Origin of the sequence: Fictibacillus sp. NPDC058756 (assembly GCF_042746035.1) — a bacterium.
Lineage (GTDB): Bacteria > Bacillota > Bacilli > Bacillales > Fictibacillaceae > Fictibacillus.
On the sequence record NZ_JBHYPU010000001.1, the window covers coordinates 1,721,635 to 1,746,777 of the forward strand.

Here is a 25,143-nt window from a genome sequence, read left to right on the forward strand (position 1 = left end):
ATAAAATAACGTTAAAATCTCATTAACAGTGAATTTTTTATTAGGAGGAATGTATGTTGAGAAATAAAGAACTCGCAACATTTGCTGGCGGTTGTTTTTGGTGCATGGTTAAACCATTTGATGAACTGCCTGGTATTCATGGTATCGTATCTGGCTATACGGGTGGACAAGTGGAGAATCCGACTTATGAACAAATAAAAACGGGTGAAACAGGACACCGTGAAGCTGTTCAGATCACGTTTGATCCAGAGGTTTTCCCTTATCAAAAGTTATTAGATTTATATTGGCCGCAAATTGATCCAACAGATGATGAGGGACAATTTATTGACCGCGGCAGCCAGTATCGTACCGCAATCTTCTATCACACCGAGGAACAAAAAGAGCTGGCTGAGAAATCACGTAAAAATCTTGAAGAGAGTGGAAGGTTTAAAGAACCAATCGTAACGAAGATCTTGCCTGCAAGTGATTTTTATAGGGCAGAAGAGTATCACCAGGATTTCTATAAAAAGAATCCAGATGCTTATAAAGAAGAACGTGAGACTTCAGGAAGAGATACATTTATTAATGAAAATTGGAATGGCAAATAGACTAATTTACGATAATTACATTATGTAAACTTATATAAACGGACTTGTTCCTAAGTCTCTTTTTGTGTATTTCCAAATTGGTTATTATGTTATTCTACATCTAAAGGGGACTGTAGATAGTCGTCATGAGTATCTATGTAAAGCTTATTGCTGCTTGTGAGCAGAGCATATACAACTTCACTCACATTGAGATTTCGCAATTTTAGTTCCTCGTGAAGCCAATTTAAAGAGACGTTATTTTCTTTAAGATTTTCCTTTAAAATTTCACCATCCATAATGAGTTCCACTGGCAGTTTTATTTCGGATTTGTAGATATTTAAGTCTTTTCGTGTAACGTTTAAGTGCTTTTCTTTTTTCTTAACAGAGAGCAAGCCGTTATTTTCAACAAGAGCATAGTGCACTTCATCAATCGAGAATATGTCTTTTTGGCGGAGCTGTTGATTTAAATAATCCAGCGTATAACGCATTTTTTTCATATTGTGTTCAAGTATTTTTCCGTTCTCGATTACGACAGTAGGATCGCCCGCTACTAGTTTTCGGGCTTTTTCGCTTTTTAATGAAATAAAAGCAGACAGATAGATAAGAAACACAAAAATCGTAAAGACGATAAAAATATAGCGGGTTTCAATTTCCATGGCGAATGCAAGGTTTGCCGTAACCGAACCAAGCGTAACAACCGCAATTAAATCAAAAATAGTCATCCTGGAAACTGTTTGCTTTCCAAGAATTCTTGCAGCCACAAAAAGAGAAGTAAAGGCGATGATTGATCTCATAATAACTTCAACATACGGGTTCAAAAAATATCACATCCATTACAGACTGGGTAAATCTCTATTAATCTTTTTGTCCAATTTGTTTGAAATTAAGACTTATTGAAAAGTGAAAATAAAACGCTCAGAATGTGATCTGAGCGCTGACGAGGTTTTATTTGTTTTTTGTATACTGATTCAGTACATGGACCATACCTTCTTCGATTAGTTCATTTGCGGGGCGATCCAGCTTTTTGGCTAGTAGCTTAATCTCTTTATAAAGGGATTGGCTAAGTGTTGTATTCACATTTTTCCGGTCATGATTTTTTGTTCGTATTTGACTTGTATACATTTTTTAACCTCCATTTGAGTGTAAGGAGTGGAATTGATTTGGACAATGCCTTGCTGCACGGAATTATTTTAGCATTTGGTCTGATATTGCCTTTAGGTGTACAGAATGTTTTTATTTTTAATCAGGGGGCACAGCAGCCAAACATATTGCGAAGTTTACCAGCGGTTGTAACCGCAGGGATGTGTGATACTTTATTAATCATTCTAGCTGTTTCAGGTATTTCTGCGCTAGTATCTGCAATACATGCTCTTAAACTAGGAGTTATGGGAGCTGGTATTCTATTTTTATTGTATATGGGGTGGTCCATTTGGTCTAGCAAAACCCATACACAAGCTTCGACACCATGTATGACACCCAAAAAGCAGGTCATATTTGCTGCTACTGTTTCATTATTAAACCCGCATGCTATTTTAGATACGATCGGTGTGATTGGAACAAGTTCTATAGCTTATTCTGGTGCGGATAAACTAGTTTTCACCTTATCTTGTATCTTAGTATCTTGGATTTGGTTTATTGGTCTTGCACTGACAGGAAGAACAATAGGGAAAATAGATACCTCTGGTAACGTTCAAAAGCTAATTAATAAAGGATCAGCAATTATTATTTGGTTAATAGCTTTATATATGATTTTCATTATGCTTGAAGGGAATTTTTAGGCCGAATAGCATCCACAAAAATGATAGAACTAAACCTTTTTGCTTATTTTCAATAGATAAGATGAAATGTTAATTCCTTCCTTTGACTCTATGTTTATTTTTGTAATTTTGAAATAATTTACATAGAAACTAACTAAACAATGGGAGGTACATATGAACAGAAAATTTGTTTTAAGCGTTGGTCTAGCTACAGCTCTAACACTAGGAAGTCTAGGTTCTCTTGTTCTAGCACATGATGAATTAGGATCAGACATCATAGAAAAGGGAACTGGCCCAGGATATGAAGCTATTGAATCTGCCATTGAAGGATCTGAGAGTTTTAATTGGAAAGAAGTAGCGGCTGTTCAAATTCAGAAAAAAAATGGGAAACTGAATAGCACTGCGGATGTATATGTACATAAAAGCTTTGCTTATACAGGAACCCATACAAAAGGCGGCGGTGAAGGCGGTGTACGCGTATGGGATTTAAAAAACCCAGCTAACCCAAAAGAAGTCGCAGCTTTTGCAGATGAAATCCCAGGAACTTGGCAGGAAAAAGTAATCGTGAAACGTGTAAACACAAAACACTTTAAAGGCGACCTTGCAGTAGTCAGCGTTCAGCAGCTTGATACACATAATCCTGAATCTGTCGGTGGATTTCTCCTCTATGATGTAACCAATCCTTATCATCCTAAAAAACTAGGATTTTGGGCACTCGATAAGAAGGTAAGAGGTACTCATGAATTATACTTAACTGTTCAAAGTGGCAGACCTCTTGTTTTAACTGCAAATCCTTATGCAGATTATTACACACATGGCGAAGAAAAGGACTTCCAGCTGGTAGATGTAAGCAACCCAGCAGATCCACAAACTATCTATCAGTTTGATCCACGGTCACTGCCGGAAGTGCCTGAAGACTTTGATGGATATAACTGGATCGATAAACACGGCAAGAATCGAGCCGTTTTTAACCATAGTACGATGGCCGATGTAAACGGAACAACCGCATATTTATCGTTTTGGGATTTAGGAACAATTATTCTAGATATTAATAATCCTGAAAAACCAACCTATTTAGGAAGAACTACATTTGCAGATGATCAGCAAGGTTCAGCTCATTCTGCTGCTCTCGCTAAAGGTGGTAACGTTCTTATCGAAACACGTGAAGTGTATAACCCGACAAAAGAAGGCTACGAGCAAGCCTATGGGTACACACGTATTTTCGATATTAAAGATAAGGCAGAGCCAAAACTGCTAAGTGAATTTAAGACAGAGCTTGTAGATGATGTACAGTATGGGCTGACATTTGCCAATACCGTACATGATCCAAAGGTACAAGGCAATACCCTTTACCTTTCTCATTATGGCGGAGGTGTCCGCTCTGTTGATATTTCCGACCCTAGCAAACCGGTAGAGATTGGAAAATACATTCCAGAGAAATCTAATATCTGGGGTGTTGATGTAGCTGGTGATTATGTATATGCATCAGACATGGGAACAGGATTAAAAGTGCTTCAACAAACGGATGGGGAAGAATAGGGTAATTTAGAACAAAATAGAATTTAAAATTCAAGCTTCATACCAACACTTGAAATAAAAAACCTATTATGTCATATAGTTTATCTATATACATAATAGGTTTTTATATTTGGAAAGATTACGATAAATCTGTCGAAATTTATTCGTTTCATGTCGGAAATGATGAAATAGACTCATATTTTATGTTATATTATGAATAAAACTAATATAAAGAGGGATAAATTTGTCGATAAGTAAGTATGAAATATTTCATACAGTAGTAGAATTTGGCAGCTTAACAAAAGCGAGTGAATCATTAAAGATTTCCCAATCCGGGGTAAGTCATGCTATTTCTAGTTTGGAAAAGGAGCTTGGGTTATCCTTATTAACCCGAAATAAAGCAGGTATCAGATTAACTGCAAATGGTGAACGGATGCTGCTATATATTAGGAAGATTCTAAATATAAATTCAAAAATGGTTCAAGAGGCAGGGGAAATAAGAGGACTAGAAATAGGGACCGTAAGAATTGGCACATTTTCATCGGTTTCTGCAAGATGGCTTCCTGGTATTTTAAAAAAATTTATGGATCAATATCCGCATATCAAGGTAGACATTTTGGAAGGGAAACAAGAGGAAATCTCTCATTGGATTTCTCAGGGGATCGTAGACTTCGGTTTTTTAATGCTTCCTGCTGCGGATTTTGAGGTTCTCCATCTAAAACGAGAAGCGTTTTTTTGTGTGGTGCCAGAAACTCACCATCTTGATAATAATGAAAATTCAATAAAGCCAAATACATTAAAAGAAGAGAAGTTGATTCTTCAAAATTCCACCCTTAAAATCATACAAAAAATGTTGAAAGCAAATAAACTTTCTACCAAAATCGCTTTCCATTTAGATGATGAACACACAATTATCTCGATGGTAAAAAATTCCCTTGGTGTAGCTATTCTTCCAGAAATTGCTTTACATAACCTGCCTGATGGTGTAAAAAAATTACCCTTATTTGATGATCAAGCAGTATCTTCTATAGGAATTGGATCATTATCATTCAAAAATCTATCACCAGCCGCTGAAAAATTTATAGCAGCTTCGACTTTATGGTTAAACGAACATTTCACATGATTTGCCACAGTATTAGCTGTGGTTTTTGTTTGTTTAAGGTATGTAACATGAATGAAATAAAGTTATCCACTGAACATGGCAGATATCCACAATTTGTTATCGGATTCCAAAATAATACGATTTAGAGACACAATCTAGAACTTTCATACTAATAATCTATTATTGTCTCAAAAGTATATCTCTTAGTTATGCCCTTTAATTATGAGACGTATTTATGATACATTTTAATTAATTAATTAATATTAAATGAATGGAGGAGAGGTAATGGCTAAGCTAGGTTATGCGAGAGTCTCTGTAGACAAACAATCTTTAGATAAACAGGTTAGTATTCTCACTGAATTTGGATGCAGAAAGATTTTTACTGATGAAAAAAACAACACAGAAAGAACTGGGCTGCAAGCAATGCTAGAATACGCAAGAGAAGGTGATATAGTAATTGTTTACAAACTTGATAGACTAGCAAAAAGCATCCAAGATCTCCAAAAAATAACAAAAGAGCTGAAAGGGAGAGAAATTGATCTTATATCCTTAACACAGCAAATTGATACTTCGGCAAAAGAAGGCGAAATAATCTTCCATATGATTGAAGTTTGTGCAGAATTTGAAAAGGAGTTAATCATCGAAAGGATTAAAGCGGGAGTCGAAAATGCTAGAGAAAAGGGGGTTAAGATAGGAAGAAAAGAAGCTAACAGAGTCCTTAAAGAAAAAGCTTATGAAATGTATCATTCTGGAGAATATACCATGAAGGAAATTACGCAGGAAACGGGTTTGGCACGAGCAACTATCTATAGATACATAGAACAAAAGAAGTTCCAAAATGAAACGTGACTTGTTATTAATATAAATATAATAACTAAGTTAGATGACCATAGAAAAAAGCAACCTGCCCTCTAAAAATAACGAGAGCAGGTTGTGGCATAGATATTTTCTTGTACTATTAAAGGTGTTTACACGAAGAGACTTAGTAAGAGAATAAACCCTAGTCCAGCAACTGAAATAATCGTCTCGAGTAACGTCCAAGTAGCAAATGTTTCTTTCATACTTAGACCGAAATATTCTTTAAACATCCAGAACCCCGCATCGTTAACATGTGATGCAATCAAACTACCGGCACCAGTTGCTAATACGACTAAAGCTAGATTAACATCAGTTTGACCTAGAAGCGGAATGACGAGGCCAGCTGTTGTTAATGCAGCTACTGTTGCCGAACCTAGTGAGATACGAAGAATAGCTGCAATAATCCATGCAAGTAAAATTGGTGAAAATGAAGTACCTTTAAACAACTCAGCTACATAGTCGCCGACACCACCGTCGATAAGGACTTGCTTGAAGGCACCGCCACCTCCAATGATTAAGAGCATCATACCGATATGTGTAATTGCTGTTGTACATGAATCCATAACCGTTTTAATCGGTATATTTCTTGCCAGTCCCATTGTATAGACGGCTACAAGTAGAGAGATCAGCATAGAAGTAGATGCATCACCTATAAAACGGATAATTTCCAGTGCTTTGTTATCTTCTACTCCCATTGTGTTTTGAATCAGAGTAATTATTGTTGCAATTGACATTAAAATTACGGGTAGCATTGCAGTAAACACTGAGATTCCGAAAGAAGGAGTATCTTCAAGCTTAAATACTTTTTGTTCACCTAAAGAGGCGATGTTACCTGTTTTTGTAAAGGAATCAGGTACGATTTTCTTAGCGATTTTTGTGAAAATAGGACCTGCTAAAATAACTGTTGGAATTGCGATAATAAATCCATAAAGTAAAACTTCTCCAATGTTTGCACCAAACTCACCTGCAATTACTGTTGGTCCAGGGTGAGGAGGCAGAAAGCCATGTGTTACTGATAAAGCAGCAGCCATCGGGATACCAAGATAAAGTATTGAAACACGTAATTGTTTTGAAATTGCAAAGACGATTGGAATTAATAATACTAACCCTACTTCAAAAAATAGAGCAACACCGATTATAAAGGAAGCTACGACGATCGCCAATTGAATTTTCTTTTCCCCAAACTTCTCTATAAGTGTTATAGCTATACGCTGAGCTCCTCCTGCATCAGCAATTAATTTACCTAGCATTGCACCAAGTCCAAAGATTAACGCTAAATGTCCAAGTGTTCCTCCTAAACCGGCTTCAATGGACTTAACGATTCCATTCAGCGGCATCCCAAGTGCTAATGCGACACCAAAAGATACAATAATTAAAGAAACAAATGTGTTTAACTTAAAAAACATGATTAAGAGTAATAGGGCTAAAATTCCACAAGCAACAATAAATAATGGCATGATAATCCTCCTGGTGTTATATATTTGTTCTGTTTAAACTTCTTTGATAGGATGCAATTCGTTTATAATCCTCTTCCAATTTTCTCGATAAACTAATAAAAATTGGCAATAATTCTCTATATTCTTTCACGGCTTCTTTTTCAGGAGTGTGTTGATAAGTATTTCCAATCATTTGGGATGCTGCATCAAAAGACTGGATTTTTCCCGTCGCATATAATCCTAAAATGCAAGCCCCTAGACATGAACTTTCGTAGACTTCCGGAACGGATAATTCAGTATCAAATATGTCCGACATCATCTGACGCCAAATTTCTGATCTTGCAAATCCTCCCGTTGCTTGAATACGAGTTACAGGACCATCCATGCATTCAACCAAAGCCAAGTATACGGTATACAGGTTGTAAATAACCCCTTCAAGAGCTGCTCTGATCATATGTTCTTTCTTATGAGACAGTGTCAGGCCAAAAAACGAACCACGAACATCTGAGTTCCATAAAGGTGCACGCTCACCTGCTAGATAGGGATGGAACAATAATCCATCGGCACCTGGTCTAACACGTTCAGCAATCTTGGTTAAAATTTCGTATGGATCGATTCCCAATCTCTTAGCTGTTTCAAGTTCAGACGCAGCGAATTCATCCCTGATCCAGCGCAGTACAACTCCGCCATTGTTGACTGGTCCTCCAATGACCCAATGATCTTCAGTCAATGCATAACAAAAGATTCTTCCTTTTGCATCTGTTTGAGGTTTATCGATTATAGTTCTAATCGCACCGCTTGTACCAATCGTGACAGCTATTTCGCCTTTACTGATCGCATTCGCCCCTAGATTTGATAACACTCCGTCACTTGCTCCTATAATAAAAGGAGTATCTGGGTCAATTCCTATCTGTTTAGCCAAATCAGGATGGCAGTTTTTAAAAATAGCTGTCGTCGGCACCAAGGAAGATAATTGTTTCCTCGATATTCCGGCAACATTTAATGCTTTTTCATCCCAGTCCAAATTATTTAGATTCATCATACCCATTGCAGATGCAAGGGAATAATCAACGACGTATTTATTAAAGAGCTTATAAAAAATATATTCCTTAATGCCAATATATTTTTTTACCTTAGCTGCTGTCTCGGGGAGGTCATTCACTATCCAAGTAATTTTGCATAATGGACTCATTGGATGTATAGGTGTTCCGGTCATTTTGTATATCTCGTGTCCATTTAACTCTTCTTTAATATTACGAGTCCATCCTTCACTTCGATTATCTGCCCAGGTGATGCAAGGTGTTAACGGCTGATCACCATGATCCATAGCTATGACACTATGCATGGCACTGCTAAAAGAAATGAAAGAAATTTTGTTTTCCGAAAGACCAGATCGTTTCACAACATTTGTAAGGGCTTGCATAACAGCTGAAAAAATTTCTTCAGGATCTTGTACAGCAGTTGAAATATCAGGAGTATGAAGGGGATATCCTATATTTTCCTGCTGAATAATTTCACCGATTTCATTAAATAAAACTGCTTTTGTACTCGTGGTTCCAATGTCGACTCCTATCATATAGCTAGTCTTACTTTCTGTTTGTGCGTCGATATCTAACATATAGTTACTCCTTTTCTTGCTCCCGTGCTTTAGAAAGCATTCGTTGTGACATCCAAAGATCATCCACTTTTCCCTGAACATCATCAAAGTTTTGATGCAAGGATTGAATCATAATATCTCTATCTTTTGTATTGATTGCATCAATATAAAGTTCATGGTTTTTAACAATTCTCGATAGATCATCATATTTTTCATTAAAATGCATCCGCATTGATAAAATTATGAAGCTTTCCATAACAGGTTTTATATTGTTCCAAATCATTGTAATGTAGGAATGATTAATTGCACGAATGATCGTTTCATGAAATAACACGTCTTGAATGGCAAATTCATCTGCATCTTTATATTTAATAGCAATCTGCATCATTTCTAAAATCTTATTAAGTTCTCTAACTAAACTCGCAGCATCGAGCTTCACAAGGCGTTCAAACACAAATGTTTCGATAAGCAGACGTACATCGTAAATTTCTTCAACTTCTTTATCGGATATTCCGACGACTACCGCACCCATCCGCTCTAAACGGATAAGATTTTCATTTGCCAAGATCTTTAAAGCTTCCCGGATAGGAGAGCGGCTTACATTGTATTCAGCAGCAAGTTTATTTTCGGAAAGAATGGTACCGCTTTCAATAAAACCTGAAATAATGCGCATCCTAAGTTCACATGTTACACGCTCACCAGTTGATGCCTTTGAAAGCCATTTTTCAGGATATAGTGACTCGTGGTTTTCCATAAAAAAATAACCTCCTTCATTGATGTTAGTATACTTGTATACAAGTATTATAATATAAGCTTTTAATAATGCAAGCGCTTTTATTCGTACAATTAAAGTTCTCAGTTTTGGAATTTAAAAGGGGAAGGGGAGTTTTCATGAGGCCGATCGGCATAGATGATTACATAAATAAAGAGCTGGATCAAAAGTATAATATCTTTGATCCAGCCCTTTTCTTTACAAACTCAGTCAAACATCTATGAGCCTTAGTATCTGTAATTTTACCTTACGTTAGCTTTTTCACTTGTATTCGTCATTATTTTGCCGATACAATCGCATGCAAAATGCATCTTTTGAGTCCAATTCTGTTTTGCTAAAGTTCGCTAGGAGAGAGAGCAATTGCTTCTAATGCATGATCGAGATCATAAATAAGATCATCTACTGTCTCTATTCCGATCGAAAGTCTGATTAACTCAGGTGAAACTCCTGATTTTCTCTGTTCTTCCTCAGATAACTGCTGATGCGTTGTGCTGGCAGGATGGATGATTAATGACTTAGAATCTCCCACGTTAGCCAGATGAGAGAAGATACTTACATTTTCAATTAGTTTTTTGCCTTCTTCAACGCCGCCTTTAACACCAAACGTAAGAATAGCTCCCGCCCCTTTAGGCAAGTATTTTTGTGCTAACTCATAATAGGGGCTGCTAGCGAGACCAGCATAATTTACCCAATCTACTGAAGGATGGTTTTCTAAGAACTGTGCTACTTTAAGGGTATTTTCAACATGCCGCTCCAAACGCAATGACAAGGTTTCCAGCCCTTGAATAAACAAAAATGAGTTAAATGGCGAGATGGATGAACCCAAATCACGAAGCAACTGGACACGAGCTTTTAAAATATATGCAAGCGGACCGAATACTTCGGTATAAACGATGCCTTTGTAGCTTGGATCTGGCTCTGTTAAGCCAGGGAACTTACCGTTGTTCCAATCAAATTTGCCTGAATCAACGATTACACCGCCAACAGATGTACCGTGGCCGCCAATGAATTTTGTTGCGGAGTGTACGACAATATCAGCACCATGCTCGATCGGACGACAAAGATAAGGTGTAGCAAGCGTGTTATCAACAATAAGCGGGACACCGGCATCATGAGCAATATTAGCAAGACCTTCGATATCTGCTACATCAATTTTTGGGTTTCCAATTGTTTCAACATACACTGCTTTTGTTTTTTCTGTGATTGCATCTTTAAACGATTGAAGGTTATCGATGTCAGCAAACCGTGTCTCGATCCCGAGTTTTGGCAAAGTCACAGAGAAGAGATTGTACGTTCCGCCATAAAGAGAAGTAGAGGCAACAATTTCATCGCCTGATCCAGCGATATTGAAAATAGCATTCGTAATGGCAGCCTGACCGGAAGCAACAGCTAGTGCCCCCACACCGCCTTCTAATTTTGCAATCGTCTGTTCAAACGCATCTTGTGTTGGGTTCATTAAACGGCTATAGATATTTCCGAATTCTTTTAAAGCAAATAGATTTGCTGCATGTTCAGTACTGTTAAACTGATACGATGTTGTCTGATAAATCGGTACCGCTCGAGCACCTGTAGCAGTATCTACTTTCTGTCCTTCATGCAATGAAATTGTTTCAAACCCGTACTCTCTTTTTTGTTCGCTCATTTTCAAATCTCTCCTTATTGTTTAAATTTTTTTGTCATCCAATATGAATTTCAGATTCAACTTATCCATTAAAAAAGACCTCTTCCAAAAGAAGAGGTCCCGATGATATCACACGATCGAAGTCTCATCTTTCAGAACGTAAGCTGTTCTGCTGAAATTAGCACCATGCATTTCTGCTGGTTGCCGGGCTTCATAGGGTCAGTCCCTCCGCCTCTCTGGATAAGAAGATTGAATATTGAATTAAGGACTATAATACATAGCTAGCAATCAATAGTCAACTGAATTTTTTAAATATTTCGGATTTTTATTTTCTTCATTACTTTTTTTCGGAATGCTTTTTACTGTATAGATAATGCCTACTGCCCAAAATGCTGCAAGAACAAAATAAATGGCAATCATTACATGAGATGACAAACCAATGGTTAAAAACAGTGTCCTAACATTAGTTATGATGATCAGTCCTCCAACTAAAACCCCTAAAATGTGTGCGGGAATTATTCGGACAAGCCATGCTGCAATAGGAGCTGCAACGATACCGCCTGCCATGAGGGCACCAACCCATAGCCATTCAACTTGCTCCCAGCCCAATGAAATAAAGAAACCAGCAGATGCTGAAACAGCTACAGCAAATTCACTCGTATCAACGGAACCTATAACTTTTCTAGTTTTCATATCTTTTGCCATAAGGACAGGTGTTGTTACAGGACCCCATCCACCACCCCCTGTCGCATCCAAAAATCCCGCTAGTAAGCCAAGGGGCATAAGCTGTTTTTTTGAAAAAGAGTTATCAGAGGGTGCCGTCTTTGTTTCTCCAAGTTTATAGAGAAAACGAAACAAAATATAGATTCCAAGAATAATAAGAAATAGAGAAACATAGGGTTTCACAATATCTCCTGGAAGGCTGCTTAAAAAACAAGCTCCTAAAAATGCGCCGATCGAGCCCGGCAGTATTAGACGGAGAACCACCTGTCGATCAACGTTTCCAAATTTGATATGGGATACTCCTGATGCAGCTGTTGTCACAACTTCAGCAAGGTGGACAGAGGCGGAGGCTGCCGCGGGCGCAATCCCCGCTACCAAGAGCAGAGAAGTCGAAGTAACCCCATATGCCATTCCAAGTGAGCCGTCGATCAGCTGTGCCATAAGTCCAATAAGCGCTAGAACTATTAACTTTTTCATCAAAATCCTCCTCAAAATAAAAAGGCCCTTAACAAGTCATGTTAAGAGCCTTCGGTTTTTCCGATCAGCAATGCGGATGAAATTTTAGTTATTACTATATGTTCCAGGAAGACAAATTGTCAACTGCAGGTTTAATTTTTTCAGAAAAAATAAAAATAAAAAAATTAGGGCTTGATATCTGTTTCAGATGTGATATGATTTTTAAAAATTAAACTCTTATCCAGAGTGGTGAAGGGAACTGGCCCGATGAAACCCGGCAACCTGCGATTCGTAAGGTGCTAACTCCAGCAGAATGTTTTTACATTTTGGAAGATAAGGTAATACGTTTACCTCCACTATCTTTCCGAAATGGGAAGGTTTTTTTATTTTATTAGAGATATTTTGTAAAAAAGGGAGGCCAGTGGAGTGGCGAACGAAAAGAGTGAAAACGATTTTCTTCCTCAGCTTCAGAAAATGCTGAGCAACATCAAATTTGGATCCATAACTTTAATTGTGCAAGATGGAAAAGTGATTCAACTCGAAAAAAACGAAAAGGTACGAATTAAATAGCGCTGACTAGAAAACTAGAGGCGGTTTTAACGTAAAGGGCATGTCCCTTAAAACGTTAAAGCCGCTTTTTTGTTGGTCTATTTGTTTTTCATGAAGGAGGTAAAAAATTGCTCACTTATGAAACATGGGATAACAACATCCAAGAGTTTAATAGTAACAACCTTGAGAAAGGTGCATTAGATGTCCTGAAATGGGCGTATGAAATGTATGGCGACGATCTCGTATATGCGTGCAGCTTTGGAATCGAAGGAAGTGTTTTAGTAGATCTTGTTTCCCAGGTCAAACCAGATGCTCAAGTAGTCTTTTTGGATACGCAGCTGCACTTTCAGGAAACATACGAAGTGATTGATGCTGCAAAGAAAAGGTATCCATGGTTGAGAATTAAGCTTAAGACACCCGCCTTATCACTTGAGGAACAGGCAATTAATCATGGTGAAGAGCTTTGGAAGGTAAATTCAAATCAGTGCTGCAGCATTAGAAAAATAATCCCTTTAGAAGAAGAGCTCAACGGCGTAAAAGCATGGCTTTCAGGATTGCGCCGTGAACAGTCGCCTACGAGGAAAAACACGCAGTTTATTAACAAAGATGAGCGTTTCCGCAGTATTAAGATTTGCCCGCTCATTCACTGGACGTGGAAAGACATATGGCGATACGCCCATAAACATAATCTGCCGTATAATACATTGCACGATAATGGGTATCCAAGTATCGGCTGTAAACCTTGCACTAAAGCCGCTATTGACCCCGAAGATATCCGTTCCGGCCGCTGGTCAGGAACTGGGAAACTAGAATGCGGTCTTCATGAAGGCTAAGAAAAATAGGAGGAGAGAAACAATATGGCAACTTTACATGCACACGGAGGAACATTAATTAATCGGTTTAGACCGGATACACCGTATGAGCACATACAAAAAGAAGTTGAACTCGATGCAACAGCACTTAGTGATCTTGAATTAATAGCGATCGGAGCATACAGCCCATTAACCGGTTTTTTAAATAAAGCAGACTATCAATCTGTCGTAGATCGTATCAGGCTGAGTGATGGAACGGTTTGGAGTCTCCCGATTACATTGCCAGTGACCCATGAAACCGCACAATCTCTTAGTACAGGAGAAGATGTTCGGCTCGTGTGTGATGGCGAGACATACGGAATCTTGCAAGTTGAGGATATCTATTTCCCAGATAAGCATATTGAAGCAGAGAAAGTCTATAAAACTTCTGACATAGAACATCCAGGCGTAAAGAAGCTGCTGGAGCGACCAACGATTTATGTAGGCGGGGAAATCACGCTCGTTAAACGCCCTGAAAAAAAATCCTTTAAGAACTACCACCTGGACCCAAGTGAAACTAGAAAGAAGTTTAGCAGTTTGGGATGGAAAACAGTTGTTGGTTTTCAAACAAGAAATCCTGTGCATCGTGCACACGAATACATTCAAAAAACTGCACTAGAAACTGTTGACGGTCTATTTCTAAACCCGCTTGTCGGCGAAACAAAGTCAGATGATATTCCAGCAAATGTGCGCATGGAAAGCTATCACGTACTTGTTGAAAACTATTATCCGAGTGACCGTGTATTCCTTGCTGTATTTCCTGCAGCGATGCGCTATGCCGGACCGCGCGAAGCCATTTTTCACGCACTTGTGAGAAAGAATTATGGCTGCACACATTTTATTGTTGGCCGTGATCATGCTGGTGTAGGCAGTTATTACGGGACGTATGAAGCTCAGGAGATCTTTTCACAGTTTACCGCCGATGAGATCGGTATCACCACACTCTTCTTTGAACACAGCTTCTATTGCACAAAATGTGAGGCCATGGCTTCTTCTAAAACGTGTCCGCATTCGAGTGAACATCATGTGATTTTATCTGGAACGAAAGTAAGAGAACTTCTAAGAAATGGGGAATTGCCTCCAAGTACATTCAGCCGCAAGGAAGTAGTTGAAGTATTGATCGATGGATTAAAACGACATGAAGAAAACCAACTTAAAGGAGGTACAAATGAGCACACTGCACAATACCGTCTGGCACGATAGTTCCATAACAAAAGAAGATCGAAGAAAGCAAAACAATCATTCGAGCTTTGTCCTTTGGTTTACAGGATTGTCCGGATCAGGAAAGTCCACCATTGCTAATGCACTAGCAAAAAAGCTTTATGAACAAAACATCCGAAACTATGTGCTTGACGGTGACAACATCAGAAATGGATTGAACCGTGATCTATCGTTTTCAGATGAAGACAGAACAGAAAACATCCGCAGGATTTCTGAAGTTTCTAAGCTGTTTGTAGATAATGGAACAGTTGTGCTGACAGCATTCATCTCACCATTTATACAAGACCGTGAAAGAGCAAAAGAGATTGTTTCAGAAGAAGAATTCGTCGAGATCTTTGTTTCATGCCCGATCGAAGAATGTGAAAAACGGGACCCGAAAGGACTGTACAGCAAAGCTCGCAAAGGAGAGATTCCTGATTTCACTGGAATCGATTCCCCCTACGAGGAACCGGTGTCTCCTGCTCTTACGATTCAAACAAATGAAAAGAATGTATCTGAGAGTGTAGATGCAATTTTGACTTTTTTGCAAGAGAAAAAACTTATATAAAAGGGACTGATAATATGGCATATGAAAAAGCGTGGGCTGATAATCCTAAGCTCAATAAAACAGAACAAAGGAAGCTCGTAAAAGACGGATTAAAAATATTTGAAGATATCCCTCATTACTCAAAAAACGGATTCGCCTCTATACCGAAAGAAGAGTGGGACAATTTTAAGTGGGCAGGTCTGTACTTACAGCGACCGAAAGAAGATGGATACTTCATGATGAGGGTCAATGTACCATCTGGCATTTTAAGCTACGAACAAGTAAAAGCTCTTGCTCACATATGCAAAGATTATGGAAGAGGCGTGTTTGATATCACGACACGACAGGCTATTCAGTTTCATTGGCTGACCATTGAACAAATCCCGGATATATTTAAACGTTTAGAAGAGGTTGGGCTTTCAAGTGCAGGGGCATGCGGTGATATTACGAGAAATATTATGGGGAATCCGATTGCCGGGATAGATCCTCATGAACTATTTGATACATCAGAGATTGTAAAAGAAGTGTATGAATTCTTTCAGCACAATGAAGATTTTTCTAATCTGCCGAGAAAATATAAGGTGTCCATCAGTTCTAATGTGAATAACAGTGCGCATGCAGAGATTAATTGTGTAGCCTTTACTCCGGCTTATAAAGAAGTTGATGATCAAGAGATTCCTGGTTTTCATATTAAGATTGGCGGTGGTTTATCGTCGCGGCCGTTCTTAGCGCAGCCGCTTGATGTCTTTATAGAACCGCATCAGGTAAAAGAAGTAGCTATTGCGATTACTACCATTTTCCGTGATTACGGCTATAGGGAAAAACGCCACCTCGCGCGACTTAAATTTTTAATGGCAGACTGGGGACCAGAAAAATTCAAAGAGAAACTCTTAGAATATACAGGACAGCTTCCTTCAAAAGGCAGAGATGCACTTCAAGGCTGGAACGGCGGATATTTCTATGGTGTTCATCCTCAAAAGCAAGAAGGATTAAGCTATATTGGCTTTAATGTGCCAGTCGGACGATTAGATGCGGATGAAGTGCTGAAGCTTGCAGAAATAGCAAAGTTATATGGAAACGGTGAGATCCGAACTGTAAATTCTCAAAACTTAATTATTCCTAACGTGAAACACGAAAACGTTGAATCGCTGCTTCAAGAAGATATCTTTAAACGAATCACGACACAGCCTCTTTCTTTTATCGGCCATTCTGTTTCCTGCACGGGTATTGAATATTGCAATCTAGCACTGGTTGAAACGAAAGAAAGAATGCGCCGAATCGCTGAAAGCCTGGATCAGAGAATCACACTTGACGTACCGGTAAGGATTCATATGGTCGGCTGTCCAAACTCTTGCGGACAGCGTCAGATCGCAGATATCGGTCTGCAAGGCGTACTGTTAAAAACAAAAGATAAAAAGATGGTGCAAGCCTTTGAGATTTACGTTGGCGGAACACTTGATGATGGTGGAAAGTTTAATGAAAAGCTGAAAGGAAAGTTTCATGCTGATCTTCTTGATGAAGTACTAGTTCGTTTTCTGGATCATTTTAAAGAAACGAAGCTTCCTCTAGAAACTTTTTTCGATTATATCAACAGGGTGGGTCTTGAACCTCTTCAAATAAAGCTAGATCAAATCTCAGAGCAATTAGAAGAAAAAGTTTCGTAAAAGGAGGTCTTCCTATGTATTTATACCGGTTTGAAGTGAGCTTAAAATCAGAAGTTATTCCTGTTGTAATAGCCGCTTCAACAGATGAACAGGCGTTTCAGCTAGTAGATGTTGAACTTGAAAAGTATTTTTTGAAACAGCCAAATGTTGAGGAGATTTCACTCTACGAAAAGAAAAAAATCCGGAGCGGTAATGGGTTTGTACTATATGAAAGGGAAACCATACTAAATCCTTAAGGAGTGATGATGATGGGAAAAGTTTATCTTGTCGGAGCCGGCCCTGGCGATCCAGGGTTAATTACTGTAAAAGGCTTGCGGTGCATACAGAAAGCAGACGTGATTTTGTATGACCGATTGGTGAATAAGGAACTTTTAGCTCATGCAAAACCAGAGTGCGATCTTATCTATTGCGGCAAACTGCCAAACTACCATTCCATGAAACAAGAAACAATCAATAGCTTTTTAGTAAAGCACGCTCAAAAAGGCAAAACAGTAACCCGTCTTAAAGGCGGCGACCCATTCGTCTTCGGTAGAGGCGGAGAGGAAGCAGAAACACTTTCAAAAAGCCGTATAGAATTTGAAGTAGTACCAGGTATCACTTCAGGAATTGCAGCTCCTGCATACGCAGGTATACCGGTTACACATCGGAACATCGCTTCAAGTTACGCGATTGTTACTGGTCACAGGAAAAAGGGTGAAGAAGAAGAGTTGAAATGGGACTGTTTAGCAAAAGGGATTGATACTTTAGCGATCTACATGGGTGTAGGTAACCTTCCCTATATCTGTGAAAAGCTGACAAAACACGGTAAAAGCAAAGATACTCCGGTTGCTCTTGTTGAATGGGGATCATTAGAAAATCAGAGAACCGTAACGGGTACATTAGAAACCATTGAAGATATTGTGATTCGTGAAAGAATCGAAAATCCAAGTATGATCGTTGTTGGAGAAGTGGTGCGACTCCGAGAGGAACTTAAGTGGTTTGAACAGCTTAATGAAGAACCAGTTGAGATGACTGCTATTAGCGGAGCACTTTAGATGAAAGCGTTACTTTTTATCTGTCATGGCACAAGACTGCAAAAAGGCCGTAATGAAGCAGAAGAATTCGTAAAGCAATGCATGGCTTCAGTTGATGTTCCAATAAAAGAGATTTGCTTTTTAGAGCTAGCTGAACCTTCCATTTCACAAGGATTTAATGCATGTATACAAAAAGGAGCGACGAGCATCTCTGTTGTACCTGTGTTTTTATTGTCGGCTAACCATGTAAAGATAGACATACCAAAAGAACTTAAATTTTTACAGAGTCAGTATCCTGAAACTGAAGTCATATTTGGCCGCGAATTCGGCGTACATGATGCCATTTCCCACCTGTTGTGGGAAAGGATTACGAAACGGGTTGCTAGTTTAAGTAAGAACTCACACATTTTATTGGTTGGAAGAGGAAGTACAGATCCAGATGTAAAGCTAGATTTAGAGAAAATCGCATCTAACCTTCAACAACATTATGGCATACCAAGTATTCAAGCTTGTTTTCTAACCGGTTCAGCTCCAAGCTTTGAAGAAGTACTATGGAACAGCCAAGATTCATACGATCAAGTAATTGTTGTTCCTTATCTATTGTTTTCAGGTCTATTAATAAATGGAATGAAGATTACGACAAAACGATATCTGGAACATTCACAAAAAGAAGTGATCCTGTGCGAGACGCTAGGCTATCACCCCATTTTAAAAGAAGTATTACTGACTCGGATAAAAGAGACACTTCGAACAAAAGAATTTGCAATATTTTAAAAAGTGAGGTATATTATGTACCCTATACACGTAGACCTATGCGGTAAAAAAGTTGTTGTAGCAGGAGGCGGTCCTGTAGCTTACCGGAAAATAAGAGATCTACTGAAAGAAAAAGCAATAATAACTGTCATTAGTATTGATGCAGTTAAAGAGATTCAGGAATTACATGAACAAAAAAGTCTCACTTGGATTTCTAGAGAGGTTAAGAGTAAAGATTTCGAGAAAGCCTTTCTTATCGTCGCAGCGACTAATTCAAACGAAGTGAATGCTGAGATTGCTATTAATGTGAATGAGAGCCAGCTGATTAATGTAGCTGACCAGCCGAAATTAGGCAATTTTATCATTCCAAGCGTTGTGAAAAGAGGAAAGCTTGTACTCTCAGTTTCAACCTCTGGGGCTAGTCCCAGCTTGTCCATCTCAATAAAAAAAGAACTTCAGCAAAAGTACAGTAAAGACTATGAATCTTACTTGGAGTTTTTATTTGAATGTAGAAACATCATTAAGAATGAATTTCCGAAAATAAAAAGGAAAGCTTTAATGGCGGAACTCACAGATCCCGTTTTTTTACATGATGTGAACAAACGTTACGGATATAAAAAGACATTAACGAACGAAAAAGTTCGTAACCTAGTAAAGTAACCAAAACGAATAATACCCTTATCAAGAGAGGTTGAGGGAGCGGCCCTATGAAACCTCAGCAACCAGCAGCGTAAAGCTGAAAAGGTGCTAATTCCTGCGAGTCCACATATGGACTTGTAAAGATAAGAAGACCAAACGCTGAAAAAGTCTTCTTTATAGAAGGCTTTTTATTTTATTTAAGGAGGCTTACATGAGCTTAGTAACGGATTTAAAACAAAACAAGATACTGATCGGCGATGGTGCTATGGGTACGCTTCTGTATTCGTACGGCTCGGACTTTTGTTACGAAGAATTAAATCTTTCGCAACCGGAACAAATCTATAATATTCACCGGGCTTATCTGAATGCCGGCGCTGATATCATTCAAACAAATACGTATGCAGCCAACTATTCAAAGCTAGAACGGTATGGCCTCCAAGATCAAGTAAAAGAAATCAACAAGGCAGCTGTTCAAATTGCGAGAAGAGCTGCCAAAAACGAATATGTCGTAGGAACCATAGGTGGAATCCGCGGCATTAAACCAAACAGTATTTCGCTTGATGAAATTAAACGCAGTTTTCGTGAACAGCTCTATTGTTTACTCATGGAAAACGTAGACGGTATACAGCTGGAAACGTATTACGATCTGCAAGAACTCGAAACCGTATTAGAGATTGCTAGAAAAGAAACGTCTCTTCCAATCATTGCTCAAGTTTCCCTTCAGGAAATAGGCTTTCTGCAAGACCGAACTCCAATTTCAGAAGCTCTGTTGCGTCTAGAGGAAATCGGTGCAAATGTAGTGGGATTAAACTGCCGGTTAGGTCCTTATCACATGCTGAAGACACTGGAGGAAGTACCGATTCCTAAACAAGCATTTTTGTCTGCGTTTCCGAATGCCTCACTGCCTTCCTATTCAGATGGGAAGTTCCAATATGAGAGTGATGCTGATTATTTTAAAGAATGTGCTCATTTGTTCAGACAGCAAGGTGTCAGTGTTATTGGAGGCTGCTGTGGTACAACACCTGAACACATACGTGCTTTCTCAACCGAGCTTAAAAACCTGCAGCCTGTGAAAGAGAAAGAAGTAAAACAAAGAAAAAGAGATATTGTAATTCAGTCAGCATCAAAGTCTAAATATGTTCCGCTTTGTGAAGAAGTAAAGAAGAAACAATCCATCATTGTTGAATTGGACCCGCCTCGCAAACTTGATACGTCTCGATTTATGGAGGGTGCGAAGGCTTTAAAAGAAGCGGGAATCGATGCTCTTACAATGGCTGATAATTCTCTTGCGTCACCACGTATATGCAATTCTGCATTAGGATCGATTGTTCAGTCAGAATTAAACATTCGGCCGCTCGTTCATATTACGTGCCGCGACCGAAACTTAATCGGACTTCAATCACACTTAATGGGGCTTCATACACACGGAATCCGTGAAATATTAGCTGTAACTGGAGATCCAGCAAGTGTCGGTGATTTTCCTGGTGCATCATCTGTATATGATGTTACTTCATTCGAACTGATCAAACTCATTAAGCAGTTTAATCAAGGATTATCGTTATCAGGAAAAGAACTTGGAGAAAAAACTTCCTTTAGTGTAGGAGCAGCTTTTAATCCAAACATCAGGTTAATTGATAAAGCTGTGAAACGTTTAGAAAAGAAGATTGAATATGGTGCGGACTATTTTATTAGTCAGCCTGTGTTTTCAGAGGAAAAGCTAATTGAAACATATGAAGCCACCAAACACATTGATAAACCGATCTATATAGGAATAATGCCATTAACAAGTTCACAAAATGCTGAATTTCTTCATCATGAAGTGCCAGGAATAAAATTATCTGACTCTGTACGTGAACAAATGGGGAAATATAAAGAAAACCCTAAACAATCAATTGTTGAAGGTTTAAATATAGCAAAATCACTTTTGGATACAGCTATGGATCTTTTTAATGGCATTTATCTCATCACTCCATTTATGCGTTACGAACTAACTGTTGAATTAGCCGAATATGCACGAACGAATCATCCATCCCTTTTAGCAAGGAGGTGGCAGAATGCCTAAGACATCAATAGAAGATCAGCTGAAAAAGAGAATATTAATTATGGATGGCGCAATGGGGACGATGCTTCAAGAAGCAAAGCTCACAGCAGAAGATTTTGGCAGCGAGGAATTTGACGGGTGTAATGAATATTTAAATGTTACAGCACCAGAAGTTATTGAATCCATTCATATAACGTATCTGCAAGCTGGCGCAGATATCATTGAAACGAATACCTTTGGGGGAACTAATCTTGTTTTAGACGAGTATGATCTTGGCGTACGAGCTTATGAGATTAATAGGTTAGGTGCGGAAATTGCGAGAAGAGCAGCTGATGCAGTATCTTCCGAAAAATGGCCGCGTTTTGTTGCCGGTTCAATGGGGCCAACTACGAAAACATTAAGCGTTACTGGCGGTACGACATTTGATGCGTTAAGGGAAGCTTACGCAGAGCAAGCAAGAGGACTGATCGACGGCGGTGCAGATCTGCTCCTTTTAGAAACAAGCCAGGATATGCTTAATGTAAAAGCGGGTTTTTTAGGAATCGAACAAGCGATTGAGCAAACAGGAAAACGAGTTCCCCTCATGGTATCAGGAACCATTGAACCGATGGGAACAACATTAGCTGGTCAATCGATTGAAGCGTTCTATATTTCATTAAAACACATGAATCCGTTAGCAGTTGGCTTAAACTGTGCGACTGGACCTGAATTCATGCAAGACCATATTCGCTCGCTTTCTAATTTATCAACAACTGCAGTCAGCTGCTACCCGAATGCAGGGCTGCCGGATGAAGAAGGAAATTATCATGAGACTCCTGAAACGTTAGCAGCTAAATTATTGGGATTCGCAGAAAAAGGCTGGCTTAATATTGTTGGAGGCTGCTGCGGAACAACGCCTAAACATATAGAAGCATTAGCACAAGTAATGAAGAACTATTCACCACGATCGATTCAAACGAATGAAACCCATATGGTCTCAGGAATTGAACCTTTCATTTATGATGACCCAACTTTACGGCCGATCATGGTCGGTGAGCGCACGAATGTAATTGGCTCAAGAAAGTTTAAGAGGCTTATTGCAGAGAAGAAATTCGAGGAAGCTGCTGAAATCGCAAGAGCTCAAGTGAAAGGCGGCGCACATGTACTAGATGTCTGCTTAGCAGATCCAGACAGAGATGAAAAATGTGACATGGAAGAGTTCATGAAGGAAGCTGTTAAGAAAGTAAAGATTCCTTTTGTAATCGACTCAACTGATGAAGATGTAATCGAGCTAGCTTTAAAATATTCACAGGGTAAAGCGATCATCAATTCTATTAACCTTGAAGACGGAGAAGAACGTTTTGAAAAAGTGATTCCTCTTCTGCATAAATATGGAGCGGCAGTAGTAGTCGGAACCATTGATGAAAAAGGAATGGGTGTTTCGGCAGAACGAAAGCTTGAAATTGCAAAAGAATCGTATGAGCTTTTAGTGGAGAAGTATAAAGTCTCACCTTCAGATATCATCTTTGACCCGCTCGTTTTTCCAGTAGGTACTGGTGACGAACAGTATATCGGTTCAGCAAATGCAACGGTTGAAGGAATCCGGCTGATTAAAGAGTGTTTTCCTCAATGTCTCACGATTCTCGGAGTGAGCAACGTGTCATTTGGACTTCCACCTGTAGGACGTGAAGTGCTAAATGCCGTATATCTTTACCACTGCACACAAGCAGGACTGGATTATGCGATCGTGAACACAGAAAAATTAGAACGATTCGCTTCTATTTCTAAAGACGAAATCGATATGGCGGAAAATCTGTTATTTAAAACAACCGATGAGGCATTGGCAATCTTTACTGAATTTTATCGAGGGAAAAAGAAAGAAGCGAAATCGAAGCTGCCTGACATGACGTTAGAAGAGCGGCTGCAATACTACATTTTAGAAGGAACTAAAGAAGGGTTAATTCCCGATTTAGAATTGGCATTAAAGCAATACTCTGCACCTCTAAAAATTATAAACGGACCGCTAATGGATGGCATGAAAGAAGTAGGAAGATTATTTAACGAAAATCAGCTTATCGTTGCTGAAGTTCTTCAAAGTGCAGAAGTAATGAAAGCGTCCGTAGCATTTTTAGAACCATACATGGAGAGTAATGATACTTCATCATCTAAAGGAAAAGTATTGCTCGCAACCGTTAAAGGTGATGTTCATGATATCGGGAAAAACCTGGTGGACATAATATTAAGCAACAACGGATTCCAAGTTATAGATTTAGGTATTAAAGTCACACCGCTTGAATTGATTGAAGCTGTAAAGAAGAACAAACCTGATATTATTGGCCTATCAGGATTATTGGTAAAATCAGCTCAACAAATGGTTTTAACTGCAAATGACATGCGTGAAGCGAGTATTTCCACACCGATTTTAGTTGGAGGCGCCGCTTTATCCAGAAAATTTACCGATACGAAAATCTCTAAGGAATATGATGGGATGGTTCTGTACGCGAAAGATGCGATGGAAGGCTTATCACTTGCAAATCAACTTCAAACTCCTGAGGATCATGAAAAGCTCGCGGCTGATTTCAGTGATAGAAAGAGAACGATAGTATTAGACTCTGGACGATCCGATGGAGGTACAGCAACTGCAACAGCCGTTAAAGTAAGATCAAATGTATCACAAAAAGCACCGGTTTTTATACCTAGTGATACAAAAAGACATATTTTAAGAAACTATTCCTTGTCTCACATACAGCCATATATTAATTTGCAGATGCTATTAGGTCATCACCTTGGCATAAAAGGAAAGATATCAAGATTGTTAGAGGAAAAAGACGAGAAGACTCTTCATATCAAGTCTATCGTTGATACGTTGTTAACTGAGGCAAAAGAAAAAGACTTAATTAATCCTTCTGCAATGTATCAGTTCTTTCCGGCACAATCAGATGGAGACAGTGTTTTGATTTACGATCCTGTAGATCATCAAACAATTATTGAGAAATTTGATTTTCCGAGACAGACAAAAGAGCCATATCTCTGTATAGCAGATTACCTTAAGTCAAAAGATAGCGGGGAAATGGATTATGTTGGCTTCTTTTCTGTAACTGCGGGCACAGGTGTAAGAGAGCTTGCAGCTGACATGAAAGAGCAAGGACGTTTCTTAGAGAGTCACGCACTTCAAGCATTGGCACTTGAAACTGCTGAAGGTTTCGCAGAGCTTGTTCATCAGCAAATGCGTGACCGCTGGGGATTTCCTGATTCCGTTGATTTTACAATGAGAGAGCGGTTTTCAGCACGCTATCAGGGTCAGCGATTTTCATTTGGCTATCCTGCATGCCCGGAACTTGAAGATCAGCAAAAGTTATTCAAACTGATTCAACCGGAAGATATCGGCATCCAGTTAACAGATGGCTGTATGATGGAACCCGAAGCCTCCGTATCTGCTATTGTATTTGCGCACCCAGAAGCCAGATATTTCAACGTGTTAAGTTAAGTATGACCATGGCA

Annotated in this window: 23 protein-coding genes, 1 pseudogene and 3 riboswitches; of the genes and pseudogenes, 17 read left to right on the plus strand and 7 right to left on the minus strand. The window is 38.9% G+C overall.

Going from position 1 to position 25,143, the window contains the following annotated elements:
- Nucleotides 1-53: 53 nt before the first annotated feature.
- Nucleotides 54-587, plus strand: coding sequence for a peptide-methionine (S)-S-oxide reductase MsrA (gene msrA, locus ACFW35_RS08690; RefSeq protein WP_379845095.1), 534 nt, complete (start codon nucleotides 54-56; stop codon nucleotides 585-587).
- Nucleotides 588-676: 89 nt separating this feature from the next.
- Here the strand turns inward: msrA and ACFW35_RS08695 are convergent, their stop codons facing one another.
- Both ACFW35_RS08695 and ACFW35_RS08700 read right to left on the minus strand, forming a co-directional pair.
- Nucleotides 677-1,384, minus strand: coding sequence for a DUF421 domain-containing protein (locus ACFW35_RS08695; RefSeq protein ID WP_379845097.1), 708 nt, complete (start codon nucleotides 1,382-1,384; stop codon nucleotides 677-679).
- A gap of 127 nt (nucleotides 1,385-1,511) precedes the next feature.
- Complete coding sequence (locus ACFW35_RS08700) at nucleotides 1,512-1,688, minus strand: hypothetical protein (RefSeq protein ID WP_379845099.1); 177 nt, start codon at nucleotides 1,686-1,688, stop codon at nucleotides 1,512-1,514.
- A gap of 38 nt (nucleotides 1,689-1,726) precedes the next feature.
- Between ACFW35_RS08700 and ACFW35_RS08705 the strand changes: the two genes are divergently transcribed.
- From ACFW35_RS08705 to ACFW35_RS08725, 5 genes and pseudogenes are all read left to right on the plus strand, one after another.
- Nucleotides 1,727-2,344 (plus strand): LysE/ArgO family amino acid transporter, encoded by a 618-nt coding sequence (locus ACFW35_RS08705; protein ID WP_379845101.1) that lies wholly within the window; start codon nucleotides 1,727-1,729, stop codon nucleotides 2,342-2,344.
- 153 nt (nucleotides 2,345-2,497) lie between these two features.
- The gene (locus ACFW35_RS08710; protein WP_379845102.1) at nucleotides 2,498-3,862 is read left to right on the plus strand and encodes an LVIVD repeat-containing protein; all 1,365 of its coding nucleotides are present in this window, start codon (nucleotides 2,498-2,500) and stop codon (nucleotides 3,860-3,862) included.
- A 223-nt stretch (nucleotides 3,863-4,085) separates the two neighbouring features.
- A pseudogene (locus tag ACFW35_RS08715) lies at nucleotides 4,086-4,259 on the plus strand (LysR family transcriptional regulator); the annotation flags it as partial.
- Nucleotides 4,260-4,274: 15 nt separating this feature from the next.
- Nucleotides 4,275-4,964 (plus strand): LysR family transcriptional regulator substrate-binding protein, encoded by a 690-nt coding sequence (locus tag ACFW35_RS08720; protein WP_379847437.1) that lies wholly within the window; start codon nucleotides 4,275-4,277, stop codon nucleotides 4,962-4,964.
- A gap of 264 nt (nucleotides 4,965-5,228) precedes the next feature.
- The gene (locus tag ACFW35_RS08725) at nucleotides 5,229-5,792 is read left to right on the plus strand and encodes a recombinase family protein (protein WP_379845104.1); all 564 of its coding nucleotides are present in this window, start codon (nucleotides 5,229-5,231) and stop codon (nucleotides 5,790-5,792) included.
- Between the two features lie 119 nt (nucleotides 5,793-5,911).
- On the opposite strand, the gene ACFW35_RS08730 is transcribed toward ACFW35_RS08725, so the two are convergent.
- From ACFW35_RS08730 to ACFW35_RS08750, 5 genes are all read right to left on the minus strand, one after another.
- Nucleotides 5,912-7,258: a GntP family permease gene (locus tag ACFW35_RS08730; protein ID WP_379845106.1), complete on the minus strand. Its 1,347-nt coding sequence runs from the start codon at nucleotides 7,256-7,258 to the stop codon at nucleotides 5,912-5,914.
- Between the two features lie 16 nt (nucleotides 7,259-7,274).
- Nucleotides 7,275-8,813, minus strand: a complete 1,539-nt coding sequence (gene gntK / locus ACFW35_RS08735) for a gluconokinase (protein WP_379847439.1) — start codon at nucleotides 8,811-8,813, stop codon at nucleotides 7,275-7,277.
- A 46-nt stretch (nucleotides 8,814-8,859) separates the two neighbouring features.
- Nucleotides 8,860-9,588, minus strand: coding sequence for a GntR family transcriptional regulator (locus ACFW35_RS08740; RefSeq protein WP_379845107.1), 729 nt, complete (start codon nucleotides 9,586-9,588; stop codon nucleotides 8,860-8,862).
- A gap of 352 nt (nucleotides 9,589-9,940) precedes the next feature.
- Complete coding sequence (locus ACFW35_RS08745; RefSeq protein WP_379845109.1) at nucleotides 9,941-11,248, minus strand: homocysteine synthase; 1,308 nt, start codon at nucleotides 11,246-11,248, stop codon at nucleotides 9,941-9,943.
- Between the two features lie 121 nt (nucleotides 11,249-11,369).
- Nucleotides 11,370-11,474: riboswitch (SAM riboswitch) on the minus strand.
- Between the two features lie 41 nt (nucleotides 11,475-11,515).
- Complete coding sequence (locus ACFW35_RS08750) at nucleotides 11,516-12,427, minus strand: sulfite exporter TauE/SafE family protein (RefSeq protein ID WP_379845111.1); 912 nt, start codon at nucleotides 12,425-12,427, stop codon at nucleotides 11,516-11,518.
- 213 nt (nucleotides 12,428-12,640) lie between these two features.
- A riboswitch (SAM riboswitch) is annotated at nucleotides 12,641-12,746 on the plus strand.
- 86 nt (nucleotides 12,747-12,832) lie between these two features.
- Between ACFW35_RS08750 and ACFW35_RS08755 the strand changes: the two genes are divergently transcribed.
- From ACFW35_RS08755 to metH, 11 genes are all read left to right on the plus strand, one after another.
- Complete coding sequence (locus ACFW35_RS08755) at nucleotides 12,833-12,976, plus strand: YezD family protein (protein WP_226534934.1); 144 nt, start codon at nucleotides 12,833-12,835, stop codon at nucleotides 12,974-12,976.
- A 107-nt stretch (nucleotides 12,977-13,083) separates the two neighbouring features.
- Nucleotides 13,084-13,788, plus strand: coding sequence for a phosphoadenylyl-sulfate reductase (locus ACFW35_RS08760; RefSeq protein ID WP_379845112.1), 705 nt, complete (start codon nucleotides 13,084-13,086; stop codon nucleotides 13,786-13,788).
- Between the two features lie 24 nt (nucleotides 13,789-13,812).
- Complete coding sequence (gene sat, locus ACFW35_RS08765; RefSeq protein ID WP_379845114.1) at nucleotides 13,813-15,009, plus strand: sulfate adenylyltransferase; 1,197 nt, start codon at nucleotides 13,813-13,815, stop codon at nucleotides 15,007-15,009.
- On the plus strand, nucleotides 14,975-15,574 hold the full coding sequence (gene cysC, locus ACFW35_RS08770) for an adenylyl-sulfate kinase (RefSeq protein ID WP_379845115.1): 600 nt from the start codon (nucleotides 14,975-14,977) through the stop codon (nucleotides 15,572-15,574). Before sat ends, cysC begins: the two co-directional genes overlap by 35 nt.
- Before the next feature lie 14 nt (nucleotides 15,575-15,588).
- Nucleotides 15,589-17,217 carry a nitrite/sulfite reductase gene (locus ACFW35_RS08775; protein ID WP_379845117.1) on the plus strand — a complete coding sequence of 543 codons (1,629 nt, stop codon included), beginning with the start codon at nucleotides 15,589-15,591 and terminating at the stop codon, nucleotides 17,215-17,217.
- Between the two features lie 14 nt (nucleotides 17,218-17,231).
- Nucleotides 17,232-17,453: a DUF3906 family protein gene (locus ACFW35_RS08780; protein ID WP_379845119.1), complete on the plus strand. Its 222-nt coding sequence runs from the start codon at nucleotides 17,232-17,234 to the stop codon at nucleotides 17,451-17,453.
- Nucleotides 17,454-17,465: 12 nt separating this feature from the next.
- Nucleotides 17,466-18,251 carry a uroporphyrinogen-III C-methyltransferase gene (gene cobA / locus ACFW35_RS08785; protein ID WP_379845120.1) on the plus strand — a complete coding sequence of 262 codons (786 nt, stop codon included), beginning with the start codon at nucleotides 17,466-17,468 and terminating at the stop codon, nucleotides 18,249-18,251.
- Nucleotides 18,252-19,004 (plus strand): sirohydrochlorin chelatase, encoded by a 753-nt coding sequence (locus ACFW35_RS08790; RefSeq protein ID WP_379845122.1) that lies wholly within the window; start codon nucleotides 18,252-18,254, stop codon nucleotides 19,002-19,004.
- Nucleotides 19,005-19,019: 15 nt separating this feature from the next.
- Complete coding sequence (locus ACFW35_RS08795; protein ID WP_379845123.1) at nucleotides 19,020-19,643, plus strand: precorrin-2 dehydrogenase/sirohydrochlorin ferrochelatase family protein; 624 nt, start codon at nucleotides 19,020-19,022, stop codon at nucleotides 19,641-19,643.
- A 15-nt stretch (nucleotides 19,644-19,658) separates the two neighbouring features.
- Nucleotides 19,659-19,772, plus strand: a riboswitch (SAM riboswitch).
- 61 nt (nucleotides 19,773-19,833) lie between these two features.
- Nucleotides 19,834-21,684, plus strand: coding sequence for a bifunctional homocysteine S-methyltransferase/methylenetetrahydrofolate reductase (locus ACFW35_RS08800; RefSeq protein WP_379845125.1), 1,851 nt, complete (start codon nucleotides 19,834-19,836; stop codon nucleotides 21,682-21,684).
- The gene (metH, locus tag ACFW35_RS08805; protein ID WP_379845126.1) at nucleotides 21,677-25,129 is read left to right on the plus strand and encodes a methionine synthase; all 3,453 of its coding nucleotides are present in this window, start codon (nucleotides 21,677-21,679) and stop codon (nucleotides 25,127-25,129) included. Before ACFW35_RS08800 ends, metH begins: the two co-directional genes overlap by 8 nt.
- The last annotated feature ends 14 nt before the right edge of the window (nucleotides 25,130-25,143 follow it).

What these genes read in the sequence shown, in the direction of transcription:
- msrA (WP_379845095.1), top strand. Translation starts at nt 54, where the DNA reads ATGTTGAGAAATAAAGAACTCGCAACATTTGCTGGCGGTTGTTTTTGG.
- ACFW35_RS08700 (WP_379845099.1), bottom strand. Translation starts at nt 1,688, where the DNA reads ATGTATACAAGTCAAATACGAACAAAAAATCATGACCGGAAAAATGTG.
- ACFW35_RS08710 (WP_379845102.1), top strand. Translation starts at nt 2,498, where the DNA reads ATGAACAGAAAATTTGTTTTAAGCGTTGGTCTAGCTACAGCTCTAACA.
- ACFW35_RS08720 (WP_379847437.1), top strand. Translation starts at nt 4,275, where the DNA reads ATGCTGCTATATATTAGGAAGATTCTAAATATAAATTCAAAAATGGTT.
- ACFW35_RS08725 (WP_379845104.1), top strand. Translation starts at nt 5,229, where the DNA reads ATGGCTAAGCTAGGTTATGCGAGAGTCTCTGTAGACAAACAATCTTTA.
- ACFW35_RS08730 (WP_379845106.1), bottom strand. Translation starts at nt 7,258, where the DNA reads ATGCCATTATTTATTGTTGCTTGTGGAATTTTAGCCCTATTACTCTTA.
- gntK (WP_379847439.1), bottom strand. Translation starts at nt 8,813, where the DNA reads ATGATAGGAGTCGACATTGGAACCACGAGTACAAAAGCAGTTTTATTT.
- ACFW35_RS08740 (WP_379845107.1), bottom strand. Translation starts at nt 9,588, where the DNA reads ATGGAAAACCACGAGTCACTATATCCTGAAAAATGGCTTTCAAAGGCA.
- ACFW35_RS08745 (WP_379845109.1), bottom strand. Translation starts at nt 11,248, where the DNA reads ATGAGCGAACAAAAAAGAGAGTACGGGTTTGAAACAATTTCATTGCAT.
- ACFW35_RS08750 (WP_379845111.1), bottom strand. Translation starts at nt 12,427, where the DNA reads ATGAAAAAGTTAATAGTTCTAGCGCTTATTGGACTTATGGCACAGCTG.
- sat (WP_379845114.1), top strand. Translation starts at nt 13,813, where the DNA reads ATGGCAACTTTACATGCACACGGAGGAACATTAATTAATCGGTTTAGA.
- cysC (WP_379845115.1), top strand. Translation starts at nt 14,975, where the DNA reads ATGAGCACACTGCACAATACCGTCTGGCACGATAGTTCCATAACAAAA.
- ACFW35_RS08775 (WP_379845117.1), top strand. Translation starts at nt 15,589, where the DNA reads ATGGCATATGAAAAAGCGTGGGCTGATAATCCTAAGCTCAATAAAACA.
- ACFW35_RS08780 (WP_379845119.1), top strand. Translation starts at nt 17,232, where the DNA reads ATGTATTTATACCGGTTTGAAGTGAGCTTAAAATCAGAAGTTATTCCT.
- cobA (WP_379845120.1), top strand. Translation starts at nt 17,466, where the DNA reads ATGGGAAAAGTTTATCTTGTCGGAGCCGGCCCTGGCGATCCAGGGTTA.
- ACFW35_RS08790 (WP_379845122.1), top strand. Translation starts at nt 18,252, where the DNA reads ATGAAAGCGTTACTTTTTATCTGTCATGGCACAAGACTGCAAAAAGGC.
- ACFW35_RS08795 (WP_379845123.1), top strand. Translation starts at nt 19,020, where the DNA reads ATGTACCCTATACACGTAGACCTATGCGGTAAAAAAGTTGTTGTAGCA.
- ACFW35_RS08800 (WP_379845125.1), top strand. Translation starts at nt 19,834, where the DNA reads ATGAGCTTAGTAACGGATTTAAAACAAAACAAGATACTGATCGGCGAT.
- metH (WP_379845126.1), top strand. Translation starts at nt 21,677, where the DNA reads ATGCCTAAGACATCAATAGAAGATCAGCTGAAAAAGAGAATATTAATT.